The following is a 17,717-nucleotide window of genomic DNA, read 5'->3' as shown; positions in this document are numbered from 1 at the left end:
TCGTCCGGTTGAACACGTTATCGCCCACCCGCCGCGCCCGGCTCCTGCCATGGCAGCGCGGCGCAGAGGGCCTCGACCCGGCGGTAGCGCTCCTCCACCGCCCGGCCAAGCGCGCGCAGCCCGTCCTCGTCGAGATGACGGAGGCGGCCCATCAGCCCCGCGAAGTCCCCGAGCGGGCGGGGGTGGGCGATGGGATGCGTCAGTCGGAAGCGGCCGCGCCGCGCCTCCCAGAGGGGGAAGACACGCGTCAGGACGGCCATCCGGGCGATCTCCACCGCGGCGTCCATCGGGGCCTGCCAGCCCACGTGGCAGGGGGCATAGAGATGGATGTAGGCGAGCCCGTCCTCCGCGGCAAGCGCGCGCTCGAGCTTGGCCGCGAAGTCCTCCGGATGCGACACGCTGGCCGTGGCCACGTAGGCCGCGCCGTGCATCGCCATGAGCACGGCCACGTCCTTGGGCACCTGCCTCTTTCCCGCCTGCCCCGGACCGACGGGCGTCGTCATGGTCCGCGCCCCCTGGAGCGTCGTGCTGCTGCGCTGAGCGCCCGTGTTCATGTACCCTTCGTTGTCGTAGCAGATGTAGACGATCGGCTCGCCCCGCTCCGCCGCGCCCGACAGGGGCTGGAACCCCACATCCGCGGTCGTGCCGTCTCCCACGAAGGCCACCGCCCGCGTCCTGGCGCCTGAGCGGCGCAGCTGGCGCGCCACCCCGGTCATGAGCGACGGGACATTGGTCATGAGTGACATGACGCTGGGCAGCCGCGTCGTGGCGGCAGTGCCGAGGCCGCAGGCGAGCATGCAGGCGCAGCCGGGGGCGGCGAAGACCACGGCGTCCGGGCCGATGGCGCGAAAGGCCGTGCGGAAGCCCAGCTCCGCCGCACAGCCCGGGCAGAGGCTCACGCCCTGCGTGAAGGGATCGGGATGGCCGAGCCGTCGCGCCAGCGCCGAGGTTTCCACCCACCGGAGGCGGCCGGTCGTGCAGGCCAGGGCGCACGCGGGCCGGCCGCCGCAGGTGTCGCACTTGGACGCGCGACCGGTGACCGCGTCCAGCGTGATTCCGCCCCAGGCGCAGGCCCCCGCGCAGGCGCCGCAGCCGACACAGCGCTCCTGATCGAGGCGAACCACGCCCGACTCCTCGCGCACGATGGCGCCGGTAGGGCACGCGTCCCGGCAGGCCGGCTCCCCGCATTGCCCGCACGTCAGCGCGCCGTGGAAGGACACCTCCGCCAGGTCCAGCGCCGTGACCCGCGCCACGCCGCGCGCCAAAGCACAGGCCTCGACGCAGTCGCGGCAGCCGGGCGGGCACGCCCCCCACTCGATGCAGAGCGTGTCGCGGAGCGCGGGCGGCGCCGTCACTGCCGTCACGCGGTCCCCCGCTGGGCCCGGGCGCAGAGCCATCGGGCTGCCTCGAGCGGGCGGGACAGGAGCAGCTCGGCCTGGGCCCTCACCGGCACGCGCTCGCGGATCAGCCAGCAGAGAGCGCCGGGATCGGCCGGCATGCCCGCAAACGAGGCGCCCACGAGCCTGTCTCCATCGAGCACGAGCCGGCCCCGTCCTGCACCGGACGCCTGCCCGAGGCGCGTCTGTCGTCCGACCGCCTCGGTGGCGCCGGCGCTCACGAGGAGCCGGCCGAAGAAGGAAAAGACATTGGCGGGCAGCCACCCCTCGTGCTCGACAGCACGCCCGGCCATGTTCGCCCCGGCCACGCGTCCCTGCCCCGCCGCCGTGGGCAGCACCGCGTGACAGCCGATGGTCCCGTCGGCGCCCGGGCCCTCGGCGACGTCGCCCGCAGCGTGGATGCCCGCAGCGCTCGTCGCCATCCGCCTGTCGACGACGATCCCGCGGCGCACCGCGAGCCCGGCGCCGGCGAGGAACCCGAGGCGCGGCTTCACCCCGACACACGCCACGACCAGATCGGCCTCCACGCAGCCGCCATCCGAGAGCGTCAACAGGGCCGCCCCGTCACGCCGCCCGAGCGCCACGGCCCGGCAGCCCAGCCTGAACCCGACGCCCTGGCTCTCGAACAGGTCCTCCACGGCCCTGGCATCCTCGCGGCAGAAGGCCCGTGGCAGCACCTGCCGCTCCTGCTCCACCACCGTGATCCGGGCGCCGGGCCATCGGTGAACGATCGCCTCGGCCAGCTCCATGCCGATGAGGCCCGCGCCGAGGACCGCGACACGCGAGGTGCCTCCCAGCGCGGCGCGGAGCACGCGGAGATCGGCCAGTCGCGTGAACGTGTGAACCGGCACGGCGTCAGGATTGTCGAGGGCAGGCACGATGGGCTCGGAGCCCGAGGCCACCAGGAGCCGGTCGAACTCGAGCTCGCCGCCCCCGGCCAGACGCAATACGCGCCGGTCGGCGCAGAGCGCCACCGCCGGCGTGCCGGCGAGCAGCCGGCAGCCCCGGGTCCCGAAGAACGCCGCGGGGCGGAGCGCGATCCGCGACTCGTCGATCCGTCCCGCCAGCAGATGCGGCAGCACCGTGGGGGAGTACGGCGCCTCCGGCTCGGCGCTGAGAAGCGTGATGGGGTCTGCGGGGCGGCCGACGCGGATGGCCTCGACGGCGGCCAGCGCCGCGGTGCCGGCGCCGATGATCACGTGGCGGAGGGTGGCGGCCATGGGCTACTCGAGGTTGAGCCAGACCACTTCGGGGCCCGGCTCGCCCCGGCCCCGGGCCAGCGTCGTCCTGACCGCCGCCTCGAGCATCTCGCGCCTGAGATCGGTGCCGGCGAGCCCGCCGATGAAGTTGACCATGGGGACCCGCGCCTCCAGGTCGGCCGCCGCCGCCTTGACGTCCACGAAGAGATGGCCGGCGTTCCAGCCGAAGGAGACCGAGCGGTCCACCACGCCCACGGCCCTCCGGCCGCGCAGCAGGGCGGCGAGGCGCGCGCGGGGGAAGGGCCGGAACATGCGCACGCGCGCCAGCCCCACGGCCACACCCTCGTCACGCAGCCTGTCCACGGCCACCTTGAGCGTGCCCGAGTGGCTGCCCATGGCGACCATGAGGATCTCGGCATCCTCCACGCGGTAGGCCTCGAGGCTGCCGCCGTACTCGCGGCCGAAGGCCGCCAGGAACTCGCCGTCGAGCCCGTCGGCGAGGTCCAGCGCCGCCTGCATGGCCTGGCAGTGCTTGTAGCGGTACCCGGCGTAGAGGTCGCCCACGATGAAGGCCCCGAAGGTGAGCGGGGCCGCCGCGGAGAGGACCGGGCGCTTGCCCCCTCCAACGGGAGCGAGGAAGCGGTCCACCGCCCCCTGCTCGGGCACGGCTACGGGCTCCGAGAGATGCGAGAGGTAATAGCCGTCGTAGGAGACATTGACCGGCAGCTGCACGCGCGGGTCCTCGGCGAGGCGATAGGCCACGAGGATGGAGTCGAGGATCTCCTGGCAGGACTCGGCGATGAGCTGCACCCAGCCCCCGTCCTTCACCATCATGATGTCCTGCTGCCCGCTGGACACCGTGTGGGGCGCCGACTGCTCGCGCGTCGCCACGGTCATCACCACGGGCACCCGCTGGCCGGAGGCGAAGAGGTAGGCGTCGTACATGAACATGAGGCCCATGGACGAGGTCGCCGTGAAGGCGCGCCCGCCCGCGGCCGCGGCGCCGATGGCCGCGGAGAGCGCGGAGTTCTCTCCCTCGACCTCCACGGTGTCGGCCTCGAGGCGCCCCTCGGCCCGGGCGCGGTAGAGGGCCTCGAGCAGCGGGGTCTGCGGCGAGATCGGGTAGGAGGCGACGAGGTCGGGTCGGCAGAGGATGACGCCGACCGCCGCCGCCTTGTTGCCGTCCATCACGCGCAGCGCTGTCGTCGTCATGCCCCGGCCTCCTCCACCATGACGATGGCCGACCCGGGGCAGACGCGCGCGCAGACGCCGCATCCCTTGCAGAAGTCGAGGTCAGCCGAGAAGTGGCGCCCGCGGTCGCGCACACAGCCCGTGGGGCAGAAGAGGAAGCAGAGCCCGCAGTGCGAGCAGCGCCCCTCGCGCGTCAGGGGCCGCTCCCGCCGCCAGTCGCCGGTGCGGATCGTGTGTATCGTCTCTGGATCGGCCCAGGCGCCCTCGAACGGGCTACGGAAGCGCATGCGTCGTCTCCCCGGCCGCCACCCGCAGCTCCGCATACCCGCGCTCCACGGCGCGGCGGTTCCCCGGGAGCGCCTCCCCGTCCACGTAGTCCGGCAGGACGCCGAGCAGGCTCTCGCGCGACACCCAGCCCGTGAGCCGCGCCAGGGCCCCGAGCATGGCCGTGTTGGCCGCGGGACGCCCCAGCTCCTCCTGGGCGATGGCCCCGGCGCGGACGGTGCCGGCCAGGCCGACCTCGATTTCCGACGGCAACGGCGGCAGCATGGTCCCGTTCACCAGCAGCGTGCCCCCCGGCCTCAGCCCTTCGAAGATCGCTCCGCCGCGCGCGAGACCGGGGTCCAGCACGATGAGGCAGTCCGGGGCATAGACCTGGGTGCGCTCGCGGATGGGCGCCGAGTCGAAGCGGAGGAAGGCCGTCACCGGAGCGCCGCGTCGCTCGAACCCGAACATCGGGAACGCGGCGGCGTATCGGCCGTCGCGGACCAGTGCGGCGGCCAGGATCTCCGCCGCCGTCGCGGCGCCCTGCCCACCCCGTCCGTGGAAGCGGATCTCTTTCATGCGCTGGCCGTCACCGGGCCTGGTAGACATGCGGCAGGTAGCGGCCGGCCTTGGCGATGGCGTACTTCACGTAGAAGTCACCCACCAGCGAGGCGAGCCCCACCAGGGCCAGGACGCCCATGGACACGGGGGTCACCGCGTTGAGCAGACCGATGGCCACCGGGATCACGAAGCCCACGGCCACCACGCCCCCGTAGAACGCCGCCGCCACGCGGCCCCGGAGGAGGTCCTCCACCGAGCGCCGCGCCCCCACCGAGGAGTTCGCCATGATCGTCAGGTAGAAGAGGATGCAGACGCCCGCCGAGAGCCCGATCCACAGCTCCAGCACCTCGATGAGCCCGTGGTCGGCGCTGAGCGGCGTCCAGGGCAGGAAGAGCAGCAGGAGCGCCGTTCCCCCGCGGAGCGCATAGGCCACGTAGAGGACGGGCAGCAGCGAGGAGTTCCAGAACGGGATCGCGCGGCAGACGGCATAGACATTGCCCTTGTAGAGCATGACGATGCCCGCGCCCACCAGCGACAGCCCCCAGACCGCGCTGGCCCACCCGCCGCCGCCGAGACCCGTAGCGCGCAGGGCGAGGGACACCACCCCGGCCGCCATCAGGATGTTCAGCCCCACGAAGCCGCGCCCCACCCACGAGGACCGGACCCTGACCATGCGCCAGAAGCGCTCGGGGCGGCCGAGGAAGAGCAGATGCGCGAGCCCGCCGAGCCCGACCACGATGAGGCTCGTGATCTCCCCCGGCAGGAAGCCCAGCGCGCTCGAGAAGGCCCAGCCGCCCGCGCCCACGCCGGAGAGGAAGTGCCCCGCGATGAGCAGGAGCCCCCGCCCGTCCACCCACTCGCGCTGGGGGCGGGCGGTTTCCTGGAGATCGTCCATCAGCCGATCGAAGGGATCCGTGAACACGCTCATGGCGGCCTCCGGCGGTCAGGCGGGCAGGTAGTAGACCGAGGGCCCGGTGCCAAGCTCCGGGTGGAGCGGCTCGCCGCCCCGCTCCTTGATGAGCCGGCTCACGGCACTCTGCGGGTCGTCGAGGTCGCCGAAGGTGCGTGCGTGGGTGGGGCACGTGAGCACGCAGGACGGCTCTTCCCCGCGCGCGAGCCGGTGCGCACAGAAGTTGCACTTCATCACCACGCCCGTGGGGTGCTTGGCGTAGCCCACGGCCTCGTACTCGGTGGGCCCCTGGGCGCCGAAGTAGTAGCGTGTCTTCGCGTGGAAGTAGCGCGCCTCGTAGGGGCAGGCTTGCATGCAGTAGCGACAGCCCACGCAGACCTCGCGGTCGATGTCCACGATGCCGTCGGGCCGCTTGGAGGTGGCCCCCGTGGGGCACACCGCCTCGCAGGGCGGGGTCTCGCAGTGCATGCAGAGCAGGGGCAGGAAGACCTTCCTCACGTTCGGGTACGTGCCCGACTCGCGCTTGACCACCCGGGCGAAGAAGACGCCGGGGGGGGTCGCGTGCTCGGCCTTGCAGGACAGCTGGCACCCGTAGCAGCCGAAGCAGCGCTTGAGGTCGATCACCATCCCGTATCTCATCGGCCCACCCTCACCTTGGCGCAGAGGTCCAGGTTCAGGTTCACCGGGCTCGTGTGCTCGAAGTCCACCTCCAGCAGCTCGTTGAAGAACACCCCCTTGCCCTGAGCGATGGGCTGATGCCTGGTCCAGTGACCGGCGCAGGCAGCGATGCCCACGCCCTCGGGGTGGATGCCCTCGGTGAGCCGGACCTTGCCCGCGACGCGGCGGCCTGCCGCCGACTCCACCCAGATCGTGTCGCCGTCCTTGATCCCGCGGGCGCGCGCCGTCTGGGTGTTGAGCGCGATGGTGTAGGAGTACGGGTCCATGCGCGAGGCTTCGTCCAGCCACGGGTTCTCCATGGTGAAGCCGTTGGTGTGGAGGACATCCCGGTAGTAGAAGGCGTAGAGGTCGTAGGCCGGGTCCTCGACCTCGTGGGAGGGGCAGGCGATCCACTGCGGGAGAGGGCTATAGTAGGCGCGGTCGAAACGCATGCCCCGGGGCTCCGTCACCGCGCGGATCTTCTCTCCGAGGTCCAGCATGAATTCCCAGTAGATCGGCACGCGCACGTCCACGAAGGGGCGCCAGTACACCTCCTCGACCTTCTTCGGCCAGGTGATGACCCCGTGCTCCTTGAACCACTCGAGGCCGTGCTGGGGGCCGAACTTGTGCTGGAGCTCGCGGTCCGTGATCTCCTCGAAGGTGTAGGTCCTCGTCGGGTCGAGCATCTGCGGGCCGTCGAGTCCGTAGAAGACGTTGAGCGCCATGTTCAGCTCGGGCCCGAGCCCCATGCGGTAGCCGAGGCCCAGCAGCACCTCGCGCGCGCTCCTGCGCTCGTGGGTGAGGGGCGCCACCGGCTGGCGGATGGGCCACCCCCACTGCCCCCGGCCCGCCGGGTGATTGAAGATGAACGGGAAGTTGGGCCGCGGGTCGAGCACCTCGAGATAGGAGCCGTCGGGCAGGATGATGTCGGCGAAGTCGGAGAACTCGTTCAGGAAAAGATCGAAGGAGACGATGAAGTCGAACCGGGCGAGCGTCTCGGCCACCGTGTCCTTGTTGCCGACGCTCATGAGCGAGTTGGCGCCGTAGTTGATCATCATCTTCGGCCGGTAGGGCAGCTCGAAGCGCTCCCACCACTTGGCCTGGTCGGCGGAGGCCATGAGCGGCGAGACGTGGGAGAGCGGGTAGGTCTCGATGAAGCCCATGGAGTCGGGGTGCCGGGGCTCGGCGGGCGGGTACGGCAGGTGTGGCAGCATCCACGTCCCCGGCGTCATGAGCCCGTCCCTCTCCGCGCGCGGGACGTAGCGCGGCCGGCCCGTGTCCGGGTGGCCGTGGCAGACCGGGTTGAAGCCCAGCGCCCCGCCCACCACGTCGGCGGCCCCGACGATCTGGTTCAGGAGATCCACCGCGAAGCAGATGTGCGAGGAGTTCTTGTGCCCCTGGGCGCCGCGGAAGTAGATGGCGGCGGCCGGCCGGTAGGGCAGCCGCACGCCGTCCAGGACGATGGTGCTGCCCACGCGCGCGGCCTCGCCGAACTCCCGGGCCAGGCGCCGGGCCTGCGCCGCGGGCACGCTGGTGAGCCTCTCCTGCCACTCCGGCGTGAACTGCTTGACGTGCTCCTTGAGGAGCGCGAAGGCCGGCCGGCACCTCTCGCCACTCACCTCGTACTCGCCGAGGAGGGCAGCCTCGCCGACCGACTTGTCGTCGTGGGGCCGGGCCGTCCCCGTCGCGACGTCCCAGACGAGCGGCTTGCCCGAGGCGGCATCCCGGGCGTGGCGGCCGTCGGGCCTGACGAGGTACGGGCCGTTGGTGTGCCGCCTGAGATACTCCGCATCGTAGATCCCCAGGTCGTTCAGGAGCACATTGACCATGGCGAGAGCCAGCGCCGCGTCCGTCCCGACGCGGATCGGCACCCACTCGCTGGCCTTGGCCGCGGCGAAGTTGCACATGGGGTCCACCACCACCATGCGCATGCCCCGCGCGCGGGCATCGGCGGCCAGCTCCATGTTGGGCGTGGAGGCGTGCCCGGCCCCGTGCCCCTTGGAGGCGCCGAAGTAGAGCGCGTAGTTACAGTGCTCGAAGTCCGGCACCAGCGACCAGGAGGCGTGCATGATGCCGCCCACGGCATGGGCCCCGTTGCCGCAGTGGATCCCGCCGCCCGCAACCCACATGTTGGGCGTCCCGAAGGCCCAGCCGAAGGTGAAGAAGAGGAGCGAGGACGGCGCCAGCGTCGTCGTCACCTGGATCATCAGCTGGCGGGGGTCCTCGGCACGGATCTTCTCCATGCGGACCGTGATCTCCTCCAGCGCCTCCTCCCAGGAGATGGGCTTCCAGCCCGGGTCCACACCGATGCCCTTCTTCGGATTCGTGCGGCGCAGCGGGGTGTTCACCCGGTTCGGATCGTAGAGGATCATGATCCCCGACAATCCCTTGGCGCAGATGCGTCCCTTGCCCACCGGGCTCGCGGGGTTCCCCTCGATCTTCACGATGGTGCCGTTCACGCGGTGGGCGAGGATGGAGCACCCGCCGTAGCAGATGGTGCACGCCGAGGGGATCCAGCGGTCTTCCTGCGCCGCGGGGCCGTTCGTCGCCCCCTGGCCCGCGCTCTTCGATGCGTTCATGGCTTCTCCTCTCGTCGGCTTCCCCTGCTACCCGCCGCTCGCCGCCGGCATGAGATAGATGAGGACCTCCGGCGATCCCTGTCCGTCGCCGCCTGTCGGCAGCGGCCGGTCCAGGCTCTCGTCGGCTTGCAGCGCGCTGTCCACGAAGATCCGCGTGTGCATCTGGAGGGGACGGGGCGGGGTCTGCGAGCGAAACACGCGGCGGCCGAAGTCCGGGCCGAACCGCGACTCGAGGTCATCCAGCACCTGGCGTAGTGTCGCGCCGGGCCGGGTCTCCAGGACCAGTTCCTTCCGTCCCGTCACGGTCGCGATCACTCCCATGAAGACGACCCGGGTACTCATATTCTTGTAAGTAGGTGACCGAGATTGAGCCACGGTAGTCGGGGTTGTCGGAGCGATCAATCAACCATTTGGCTCAATTTGATGAGGCAACCGGGGGGTCAGGTCTTGCATTCCGACATCGCCGCCTGCGGAGGCCGGGCGCGCGGCGCCCTCAGGAGCGGATCAGCGGCGGGCTCAGGCGGCGCCGGGGCGTCTGAGCATCAGGAGCGTGTGCTCGCCCTCCTGCACGGGCTCCGACCGCTGGTTGAAGAGGGTGATCGCGAAGGTGACGATGCCGCGGTCCGGCTTCTTCAGCTCGCGCTTCTCCCGGATCCGCACGCGGGCATGGACGGAGTCACCGACCAGCACCGGCGCCAGGAACTTCCACCGGAGCTCGAGGAAGGCCAGCGCCGTCCCCTCCACGAGGCCCAGGCGGTCCAGCAGCCCGAGGTACATGTCGTGGACCAGCGGTCCGTGCGGCACCCGGGTGCCGAAGGGGCTCGCGGCGCGGGCGAACTCCTCGTCGGTATGCAGCGGGTTGAAGTCCCCCGTGAGGCCCGAGAAGCCGAGGACGTCCCCCTCCGTCACTGTGCGGCCGCCGGTCCAGAATTCCTGGTCCACGGTCAGCTCGTCCCAGGTTCTCCCGCGATAGGTCTTCGGCATGGGTCATGACCTCTCTGTGCCAGGCGGCACCGCTGTCATTCCTCGGGGTACGAGGGGGCGCGCCCCTCACGGAAGGCGGCGATCCCCTCCCGGAAATATCCCCCCGAGGCGCAGAGGATCTGCCCCCGGTCCTCGATGGCGATGGCGGCCTCGAGGCTCGGGGCGTCGAGCGCCAGGCCGAGCCCCTCCTTGGTGAGCCTGAGCCCGAGCGGAGCCGTCCGCAGCATCTCCGCCGCCAGGGCACCCCCCGCAGCCTCCAGCCCCTCTTCGGGGACGACGTCGGAGACGAGGCCGACCCGCAGCGCCCGCTCGGCCCCGATGAAGCGTCCCGTCATCATCAGCTCGGCGGCCACCGAGGTCCCCACCGCGCGGGGCAGGAAGTAGCTGATCCCGGCATCGCAGCCCGTGAGCCCCAGGAGCACCATCCCCACGTTCATGCGGGCGCTGGGGGCGGCGAGACGGATGTCGGAGGCCAGCGCCAGGGCGAATCCACCGCCCGCGGCCGCGCCGTGGACGAGGCAGATGATGGGCTGCGGGCAGCGCCTCATGCTGAGGATCACCTCGGTCACCCGCCGCTGCGCCCGCAGCCCCGGCGCGGGCCCGGCCGAGACCTCCTGCGGCGCCTTGAGGTCGAACCCCGCGCAGAACGCGCGGCCGGCGCCGCGCAGGACGACGACACGCGTGGCGTGCCGCGTGCGGAGGCCGGCGAAGTAGTCCTGCAGCTCGTCGCACATGCAGTTGTCCATGGCGTTGAGCTGCTCGGGCCGGTGGAGGGTGAGCCAGTCCACCGCACCGTCCCGCTCCAGCCGCAGCGTCACGTACCGCCTCTCCGCCGTATGCGCTCCCTCCGACATCGTCGCCACCTCCAGGTTCAGGTGAGCACGTCTTCCGGCGCCGGTCGGGCCACCGGGCGCCCTTCAGAGTGGAGGCTGCCGCGCCGCGCGATCAGCCGGCCGCAACCCCGTCCACGGGCGGCCGGCGCCCTCCCCAGGGACGCGCCTCCTCGAAGGCCGCGGCGGCCTGGAGCACCGTGAGGTCGGCGAAGCGGCGGCCGACCAGCTGTAGCCCGACGGGCATCCCGCCCCCGGTGAAGCCGCAGGGCAGCGTCGCCGCCGGCTGGCCGGTGAAGTTGAACGGATAGCTGAACGAGGCCCAGGGGAACCAGTCCCAGGCGTGCTGCGGCCAGCCCTCGGGGTTGAGCCGGCTGACCTCGAAGGCCGGCACCGACACGGCTGGCGTGAGCAGGAGGTCGAAGCGCTCGAAGAGGGGGCGGAGCGCGTCCCAGTAGGCCATCTTCTCGCCGCGGAGCCGGGCGTAGTCCACGAGGCCGAGGCGCAGACCGTCCTCGATGCAGGCCAGGAGCCCCGGGTCCATGCGCGGGCCCCACTCGGCCACGTACGGCCCGTAGTTGCCCGCCTCGTGGGCCGACCAGATGCCGCGGATGAGCGGGCCCGACTCGGGGAAGCCCGAGTCCACTTCCTCCACGGCGCAGCCCAGTTCCTCGAAGGCCCGCACGGCGCGTGCCACGACGGCCGCGACCTGGGCGTCCACGCGCAGCCCGCCCAGCGTGGGACTCCACGCCACGCGAAGGCCGCGGACCGGCTCGCGCAGGCGGCCCACGTAGTCTGCCGGCGCGCCGTCCAGCGAGGTGCGGTCCCACTCGTCGGGCCCGGCCATGGCCGAGAGCATCAGCGCGGCATCGGCCACCGTGCGCGTCATGGGGCCGTGATGGGTCGAGTAGTCGTTGTTGGACACCGGCCACTGCGGCACCCGACCATAGGAGGGCTTGAAGCCGAAGATGCCGCAGAAGGCGGACGGGATGCGGATGGAGCCCGCGCCGTCCGAGCCATGGTGGAGCGGGCCCAGGCCCGCCGCGGCTGCAGCCGCCGCCCCCGCGCTCGAGCCGCCGGTCGTCATCGCCGTATTCCACGGATTGCGCGTGATCCCGGTGAGCGGGCTGTCGCCGAGCGCCTTCCAGCCGAACTCTGGCGTCGCGGTCTTGCCCACGACGATGGCCCCCGCCGCCCTGAGGCGCCGGACGAAAGGCGCGTCCTGACCCGCCACGCGTCCCTCGAAGATGACCGACCCCGACATGAAGCGAATCCCGGCCGCCAGGGCCAGGTCCTTGACCGAGACCGGGATGCCGTGGAGCGGGCCCAGCGCCTCACTGCGGGCCACCGCCTGCTCCGCCCTGTGCGCCGCCTCGAGCGCCTTCTCCGGGGCCAGCGTGCAGAAGGCGTTGAGCCGCGGGTTGAGCCGCTCGATGCGCTCGAGCGTCGTCTGCATCAGCTCCACCGGCGACAGCGCCCGCGCGCGGATCAGGGAGCGCAGTTCCGTCGCCGGGGTCCAGCAGAGATCGGATGGCGTCATGGCAGCTCCAGTCCAGGCGGTCACGGCCTCTCGGTGTCTCGATCGTCGGGGGCGAGCGCGGCAGCCAGTCGCTCGATCGTTTGTCAGAAAGTGGCCCTCCCGTCAAGGCCATTGTTCGAGTAGGCTCGGGTTGACCACCCGGCCGGCCCGGGCCTCATCGCCGGGGGGCCGGGGGGACATTCCGAGAGGAGGAGCCAGGAACATGACCGGGGCCAATGCTCCCAGCGAGCGGACGCAGGTACGGCGGGTGCCAGAGCGCGCGGCCTACGACCGGGCCACCATCGAGGCCATCCTCGACGAGGGCCTGGTCTGTCACGTGGCATTCGTGGTGAAGGGGCAGCCCTACGTGATCCCCACCAACTACGGGCGCATCGGAGACCGGCTCTACCTCCACGGCTCGGCCGCCAGCCGCATGCTCCGCTCGTTGCGAGACGGAGTTCCCGTCTGCGTGACCGTGACGATCCTGGATGGGCTCGTCCTGGCCCGCTCGGCCTACCACCACTCGATGAACTACCGCTCGGTGGTCGTGCTCGGTACCGCCGTCGAGGTCACGGACCCGGCCGAGCGGCTGGAGGGCCTCGAGGCGGTCAGCGAGCACGTGCTGCCCGGCCGCTGGCGTGAGGTGCGCCAGCCGAGCGTCAAGGAGCTGCGGGCCACCATGGTCTTGCGGCTGCCCATCAGCGAGGCCTCGGCGAAGATCCGGACTGGCCCGCCGCTCGACGACGAGGAGGACTACGCGCTGCCTTGCTGGGCGGGAGTGCTCCCTCTCCGGCTCGCGGTCCAGCCGCCTGTCCCGGACCCGCGCCTGGCCGCAGGAATCGCTCTCCCCGCCTCGGCGCGCGAGTACCGCCGCCCTCGGGCCCGGTAGCCCCGCGCGGTCATCGAGGCGGCGCCTCCGGTCCGCCGGTCAGGAGCCCCCGCGCCGCCGCCGTGCCGTCACGCGCGGGGCGAGGCGGGCTCCTTCTCGACCTTGCCGGGCCGGCAGCACGGATGGCGGCACACGGGCGAGTACGGCGCTTCCCACTTGTGAACCTCGAGGTACGGCTCCAGGCGATACGGGTTGCAGCCAGGCAGGGACACCACCTTGTGCCCCTTCTTTCGCAGCTTTCCGATGCTCACCGACTCGATCGCGCAGTTGCCCAGGAGCCACACCTCGTCGGCGTCGAGCCTGTCCGGGAGGGCGGGGGCCTGGCCCGTGACGAGGGCGTAGCGTCGCCCGTCCTCGAGCTCCGAGGGGATGGGGCTGTACTGCATCCAGAGCCCGCACCCCCAGCAGGTCCCTCCCGGGTAGGTCTTCACCCGCGGGTCCAGGTGGAGCCACGGCATCGGCGGCCGCTTGAAGCTCCGCCGCACCTCCTGGATCTGCGTGCCCCGCACCTCGATCGCGGCGAGATCACGGGTTCCAAGGCCCTCGCGCTCGGCGACCGGGAGCACCTCGATGGGGCCTTCGGCGGGCGAGAAGCCCGCCACCATGGAGGCGACGGCCTCCGTGGCCACGGGGTCGCGGCCGGCGATGACGAGGTCCATCTGGACCGGATCTCCGAACCGCGGCCCGTAGCCGTCCATGGCGATCACGGCGTCGACCACGGTCAGGTCGCGGCCCTTCACGAGCTTCACCAGGTCGGCGAGGACGTAGTAGTGCTCCGGGAGACGGTGATACGGGTGGCGGTCCTCGTGCAGGAGGACGCCGAACATGTTCTTGAAGGCGAGGGTCAGGAGCCCGACGCGCGTGGTCTTGAGCTTGGGAGCGTTGACGAAGAGGTCGGCGTCCATGACCACCTTCGGCACCTTGATCGTCTTGAGCACCGTCCCGCCCGGCACCTCGACCTTGACCTTGGGCTCCAGCGCGAGGTCGCGCATCTCGCCGCCCGCGGCGGTGACCGCCTCCGCCAGGCCGGTGCGCGCGAAGACCCATGCCCCGTCGGTCTCGTGCACGGGCGCATCCGCCACCACCACCCGCTCCGCCCCCGCCTCCTTGAACAGCCGGACGAGCGCTCCGACCACCCTCTTGTCCGTGGATGGCAGGAAGTTCCCGTCGGGGTCGAAGCCTTCCGGGAGCGTCTTGAGCCCGGTCTCCACGCCCAGCGAGTAATAGCCGACGTTGGGCTTGATCAGCACCGTCCTGGCGCCCCGGAGGAGGTGGCCTGCGCCGCCGATCAGGTCCAGCGCGCCGGCCACCGCGCGGTGGGGGTCGGCGTCCTGCGCCATCGACACGACGGACTTCCCGGTCAGCCCTTCCTTCGTCATCGCCCGCCATCCTCCCTGTGAGTCATCAGAGCCTCCGACGTCAGCCGCGCATCGAGGCGCAGCACTCGTACTTGCAGCGCACCTGCTCCACAGGGTACTCCCACTTGTGGAGCCTGAGGTACTCCTTGAGCCGGGCGGGAGGGCAGCCGGGAACGACCCTGACGCGGATGCCCCGGGCCTCGAGGCTCTTCACCTTCACCGACTTCAGCGTGACATCCCCGAGCACCCACACCTCATCGACGTCGAGGTCCTTCGGGACGGCCGGCGTGCGGCCCAGCACCAGCGCGTATCGCTTCCCCGCCTCGATCTCCCAGGGCATCGGCGTGTACTGGATCCAGGGTCGGGCTCCGCACGAGTCCCCTCCGGCGTAGGTCTTCACATTGGGGCTCGGGTGGATCCACGGGTGCGCGGTCCGCTCCAGCGGCCGGGCCACTGCGGCGACGCTCTCGCCCCTGATCTCGATCATCGCGGGGTCCCCGACGCCCAGCCCGGCATGCCGTGCGGCGGGGATCACCTCCAGTGGACCCTCGATCGGATCGAAGCCCGCCACCATCGCCGCGATGGTGTCCGCGGCCACGGGATCGCGCCCCGCCAGCACCACGTCCATCCGGACCGGATTGCCGAGCCGGGGCCCATCCCCCTCCATGGCAATCACCGCATCCACCACCGTCAGCGCCTTCTCCCGGAACAGCTTCATCACGTCGATCATCGCGAAGGAGAACTGCGGCTGTTTCAGGATCCGATGCCTCTCCTCGTGGGGCAGGAGGCCGTAGAGGTTGCTGAACCCGGCGGTCAATCCGTGCATCGGGTGTGTCTTGAGCTTGGGAACGTTCACGAACAGGTCGCACTCGAGGGCCACCCTGGGGAGCTGGATCGTCGGCAAGACCCGCGCGTCCGGCACGGCGACCTCGACCAGGGGCTCCTCGTCGAAGTATGCGAGCTCCCCCCCGGCCTCCCTGACCACCCGGTCCATGCCCGTCCGCTCGGCAAACCATCTGGCCGGGGTCTCGTGCAACGGCCCGTCGCCCACGACGACTCGCGCGGCGCCGCGCTCCAGGAAGAGCCGCACCAGGGCCGCGACCACCCGGGGGTCCGTGTACGGCTGGAAGAGGCCGCCTGCCTCGCTCCAGCCCGCTGGCGGCTCCCGCAGGCCGGCATCCCAGCCGAGCGAGTAGTAGTCCCACAGGGGCTTCACCAGCACCGTGCCCCGGACGCGCACCCCTTCCGCCGCCTCGACATGCTCCACGGCCCGCCGAACCCCGAGGGCGACGTCCTCGCTCTTGACCACGGCCACGCAGGGCTTCATCGGATTCGCCGTCATGCGATCGAGCCTTTCCAGGATCGGGCCGAGGGGCACGCCGTCCCCGTGTTCCCGTCCTCGCAGCCTACGTCATATGTGGTCAGAAGCATGCGGACCACGCCTTCGCGCGCGCGGCAGCCCGTCATGGCGTCAACGGCGGCGTCCGCCCGTCCGCGCCTGCCGCGTAGAGCACTCGGATCCTGACACGGTCGAGCTTGCCACTGCCCATCTTCGGCAACGCGTCCGTGAACTCGACGATCCGCGGCCGCTTGAAGCGACTCCGTCTCCCCTTCAGGTGCTCGGCGATCTCCCCTTCGGACAGGGTGACGCCGCCCCTGGGCGCGATGATCGCCTTGATCGTCTGCCCCCACTGCTCGTCGGGCACGCCGACGACGGCCACGTCCGCGACCCCCGGGTGGCTCAGGATCGCTTCCTCCACCTCGGCCGGATACACGTTCTCACCGCCCGTGATGATCAACTCGTCCTTTCGGCCCAGGAAATGAATGAAGCCTTCCTCGTCGCGAACCGCCCGGTCGCCCGTCCGGAACCAGCCGTCGCGGAACGCCCTGCCGGTCTCCTCGGGCTTCTTCCAGTACGCATCCACGACCGACGGCCCCCGATGGAGCAGCTCGCCTTCGACCCCGGGTCCGACGTCCCGGCCCGCCCCGTCGACGATCCGCACATCCACCATGGTCAACGGCTTGCCCACGCAGTTCGCGGGCTTCGTGGCCGCGTGCTCGGGCCGAAGCACGGTCGTGCCGTCCGAGGTCTCCGTGAGACCGTAGGCGTTCAGGACCGGGATGCCGATCTCCGCGAATGCCCGCGTGATCCGCTCCGGCACGGGCTCGCCTCCGGCCCCGATGAAGCGGAGGCTGCCGAGGTCGTACTCGCGCCAGCCCGGAACGGCCAGCATCATCTTCAGCATCGTCGGCAGGAGAAAGGCATTCGTGATCCGCTCCTGCGACAGGAGACGCAAGGTCTCCTCCGGCTCGAACCGCCGCTGCAGGAGCACCCGCCCCCCCACGATGAGATGGGGCAGGGTCCACAGCATGTGGCCGCCGATGTGAAAGAGCGGGATCACCGTGAGGCCGTAGTCGCGCTTGCCGATGCCGACATCGATGATCCAGTTGATCGCGTTGAAGAAGAGGTGGCTCTGCCTGAGCGGCACGCCCTTCGGCGTCCCCGTCGATCCAGCCGTGTACAGCAGGAGCAGCGGGTCCTCCGAATCGCCGGCGATCTCTCCGGCGTCGTCCGGGTACCGGGCCACCCACGTCTCCAGGTCGTCGGCCCAGCGGGAGTCGCCGTCCCCGAAGGAGAGGACCCTGCCGAACTGGCTGCCGTCACCGACGAGCTCCCTGGCCAGGCCGTCGAGCGCTCGGTCGAACACGAAGACCCGGGGCCGGGCATCGGCGAGGATTCGCCCCGCGTCCGATGACGACAGGCGGTGGTTGATCGGGCTCACCATGGCACCCAGCCGGGCGGCGGCCAGGAAGAGATGGAGGTACTCCACGGTGTTGCCCGTCAGACAGCAGATGCAGTCGCCCCGCCTGATCCCTTCAGCCTGCAACCCGGCGGCGAGGGCGCGCGCGCGACGGCAGAGGTCGTCGTAGGTGTGTCGCCTGCCGCTGTGCGCCTCGACCACGGCGACGTCCTGCGCGCACACCTCCCGCCTCTTGTCTACGAGGTAGGCGAAGTTCTGCTGGAGCATGTCTCGGCATCCGGCGTCGGTGTGGCCACGTCGAAGAACGGGACCTTCTCGGCCGCGTCGCCCTGCGAGACGACCACCGGGGTGCCGACCCGGATGCGCTCCGGGTCGCCCCGGAACACGCCGAACACCTGGCAGCCGTTGTCCAGCCTGACGAGCACGCTGACGTAGCGTCCCAGGCCCTTCAGGTTCTCCGGCGGGTACAGGACGGGCACGAAGTCCACGACGTGGCCGCCGGTCGCGGCCTCCGGAGCCATCGCCCCGCTGGTGCCGCAGCTCGGGCAGACGGCTTTGACCACTGCGCTCGTGTACGCACACGTCCGGCAGCGGAAGCAATAAGAGAAAGGCTGGTC

At 71.2% G+C, this 17,717-nt stretch carries 17 protein-coding genes; 1 reads left to right on the top strand and 16 read right to left on the bottom strand.

The genetic code is table 11. The annotated features are described in order from the left end of the window. Window positions 1–17: 17 nt before the first annotated feature. The 12 genes from HYV93_23670 to HYV93_23615 all read right to left on the bottom strand — a co-directional run bounded on the left by HYV93_23670 (window position 18) and on the right by HYV93_23615 (window position 12,112). A complete protein-coding gene (locus HYV93_23670; protein MBI2528969.1) occupies window positions 18–1,397 on the bottom strand; it encodes a 4Fe-4S dicluster domain-containing protein in 1,380 nt (459 codons plus the stop codon). Beyond that, window positions 1,361–2,617 carry an FAD-dependent oxidoreductase gene (locus HYV93_23665; protein ID MBI2528968.1) on the bottom strand — a complete coding sequence of 419 codons (1,257 nt, stop codon included), beginning with the start codon at window positions 2,615–2,617 and terminating at the stop codon, window positions 1,361–1,363. Before HYV93_23665 ends, HYV93_23670 begins: the two co-directional genes overlap by 37 nt. A gap of 3 nt (window positions 2,618–2,620) precedes the next feature. Further along, window positions 2,621–3,808, bottom strand: a complete 1,188-nt coding sequence (locus HYV93_23660; protein ID MBI2528967.1) for a phenylglyoxylate dehydrogenase — start codon at window positions 3,806–3,808, stop codon at window positions 2,621–2,623. Then, window positions 3,805–4,074, bottom strand: coding sequence for a 4Fe-4S binding protein (locus tag HYV93_23655; GenBank protein ID MBI2528966.1), 270 nt, complete (start codon window positions 4,072–4,074; stop codon window positions 3,805–3,807). Before HYV93_23655 ends, HYV93_23660 begins: the two co-directional genes overlap by 4 nt. Then, window positions 4,061–4,630 carry a 2-oxoacid:acceptor oxidoreductase family protein gene (locus HYV93_23650; protein ID MBI2528965.1) on the bottom strand — a complete coding sequence of 190 codons (570 nt, stop codon included), beginning with the start codon at window positions 4,628–4,630 and terminating at the stop codon, window positions 4,061–4,063. The genes HYV93_23655 and HYV93_23650 overlap by 14 nt, the downstream gene beginning before the upstream one ends. 10 nt (window positions 4,631–4,640) lie before the next feature. Next, on the bottom strand, window positions 4,641–5,540 hold the full coding sequence (gene nrfD / locus HYV93_23645) for a polysulfide reductase NrfD (protein ID MBI2528964.1): 900 nt from the start codon (window positions 5,538–5,540) through the stop codon (window positions 4,641–4,643). 15 nt (window positions 5,541–5,555) lie between these two features. After that, window positions 5,556–6,161 (bottom strand): 4Fe-4S dicluster domain-containing protein, encoded by a 606-nt coding sequence (locus HYV93_23640; GenBank protein ID MBI2528963.1) that lies wholly within the window; start codon window positions 6,159–6,161, stop codon window positions 5,556–5,558. Next, window positions 6,158–8,758, bottom strand: coding sequence for a molybdopterin-dependent oxidoreductase (locus tag HYV93_23635; GenBank protein ID MBI2528962.1), 2,601 nt, complete (start codon window positions 8,756–8,758; stop codon window positions 6,158–6,160). Before HYV93_23635 ends, HYV93_23640 begins: the two co-directional genes overlap by 4 nt. 27 nt (window positions 8,759–8,785) lie before the next feature. Further along, complete coding sequence (locus HYV93_23630; GenBank protein ID MBI2528961.1) at window positions 8,786–9,100, bottom strand: MoaD/ThiS family protein; 315 nt, start codon at window positions 9,098–9,100, stop codon at window positions 8,786–8,788. Between the two features lie 174 nt (window positions 9,101–9,274). Continuing rightward, window positions 9,275–9,742: a MaoC family dehydratase N-terminal domain-containing protein gene (locus tag HYV93_23625; protein ID MBI2528960.1), complete on the bottom strand. Its 468-nt coding sequence runs from the start codon at window positions 9,740–9,742 to the stop codon at window positions 9,275–9,277. Between the two features lie 35 nt (window positions 9,743–9,777). Continuing rightward, complete coding sequence (locus HYV93_23620; protein MBI2528959.1) at window positions 9,778–10,596, bottom strand: enoyl-CoA hydratase/isomerase family protein; 819 nt, start codon at window positions 10,594–10,596, stop codon at window positions 9,778–9,780. Between the two features lie 91 nt (window positions 10,597–10,687). After that, on the bottom strand, window positions 10,688–12,112 hold the full coding sequence (locus HYV93_23615) for an amidase (protein MBI2528958.1): 1,425 nt from the start codon (window positions 12,110–12,112) through the stop codon (window positions 10,688–10,690). Window positions 12,113–12,314: 202 nt separating this feature from the next. On the opposite strand from HYV93_23615, the gene HYV93_23610 reads away from it, so the two are divergent. Further along, complete coding sequence (locus HYV93_23610; protein ID MBI2528957.1) at window positions 12,315–12,980, top strand: pyridoxamine 5'-phosphate oxidase family protein; 666 nt, start codon at window positions 12,315–12,317, stop codon at window positions 12,978–12,980. Between the two features lie 68 nt (window positions 12,981–13,048). On the opposite strand, the gene HYV93_23605 is transcribed toward HYV93_23610, so the two are convergent. The 4 genes from HYV93_23605 to HYV93_23590 all read right to left on the bottom strand — a co-directional run bounded on the left by HYV93_23605 (window position 13,049) and on the right by HYV93_23590 (window position 17,621). Further along, the gene (locus HYV93_23605; GenBank protein MBI2528956.1) at window positions 13,049–14,359 is read right to left on the bottom strand and encodes a DUF362 domain-containing protein; all 1,311 of its coding nucleotides are present in this window, start codon (window positions 14,357–14,359) and stop codon (window positions 13,049–13,051) included. 40 nt (window positions 14,360–14,399) lie between these two features. After that, a complete protein-coding gene (locus HYV93_23600; GenBank protein ID MBI2528955.1) occupies window positions 14,400–15,680 on the bottom strand; it encodes a DUF362 domain-containing protein in 1,281 nt (426 codons plus the stop codon). 121 nt (window positions 15,681–15,801) lie between these two features. Further along, window positions 15,802–17,367 carry an AMP-binding protein gene (locus HYV93_23595; GenBank protein MBI2528954.1) on the bottom strand — a complete coding sequence of 522 codons (1,566 nt, stop codon included), beginning with the start codon at window positions 17,365–17,367 and terminating at the stop codon, window positions 15,802–15,804. After that, the gene (locus HYV93_23590; protein ID MBI2528953.1) at window positions 17,337–17,621 is read right to left on the bottom strand and encodes a hypothetical protein; all 285 of its coding nucleotides are present in this window, start codon (window positions 17,619–17,621) and stop codon (window positions 17,337–17,339) included. Before HYV93_23590 ends, HYV93_23595 begins: the two co-directional genes overlap by 31 nt. Between the last annotated feature and the right edge of the window lie 96 nt (window positions 17,622–17,717).

Source organism: Candidatus Rokuibacteriota bacterium, from assembly GCA_016188005.1.
GTDB lineage: Bacteria > Methylomirabilota > Methylomirabilia > Rokubacteriales > CSP1-6 > UBA12499.
This window is presented reverse-complemented; position numbering and strand designations above follow the sequence as displayed.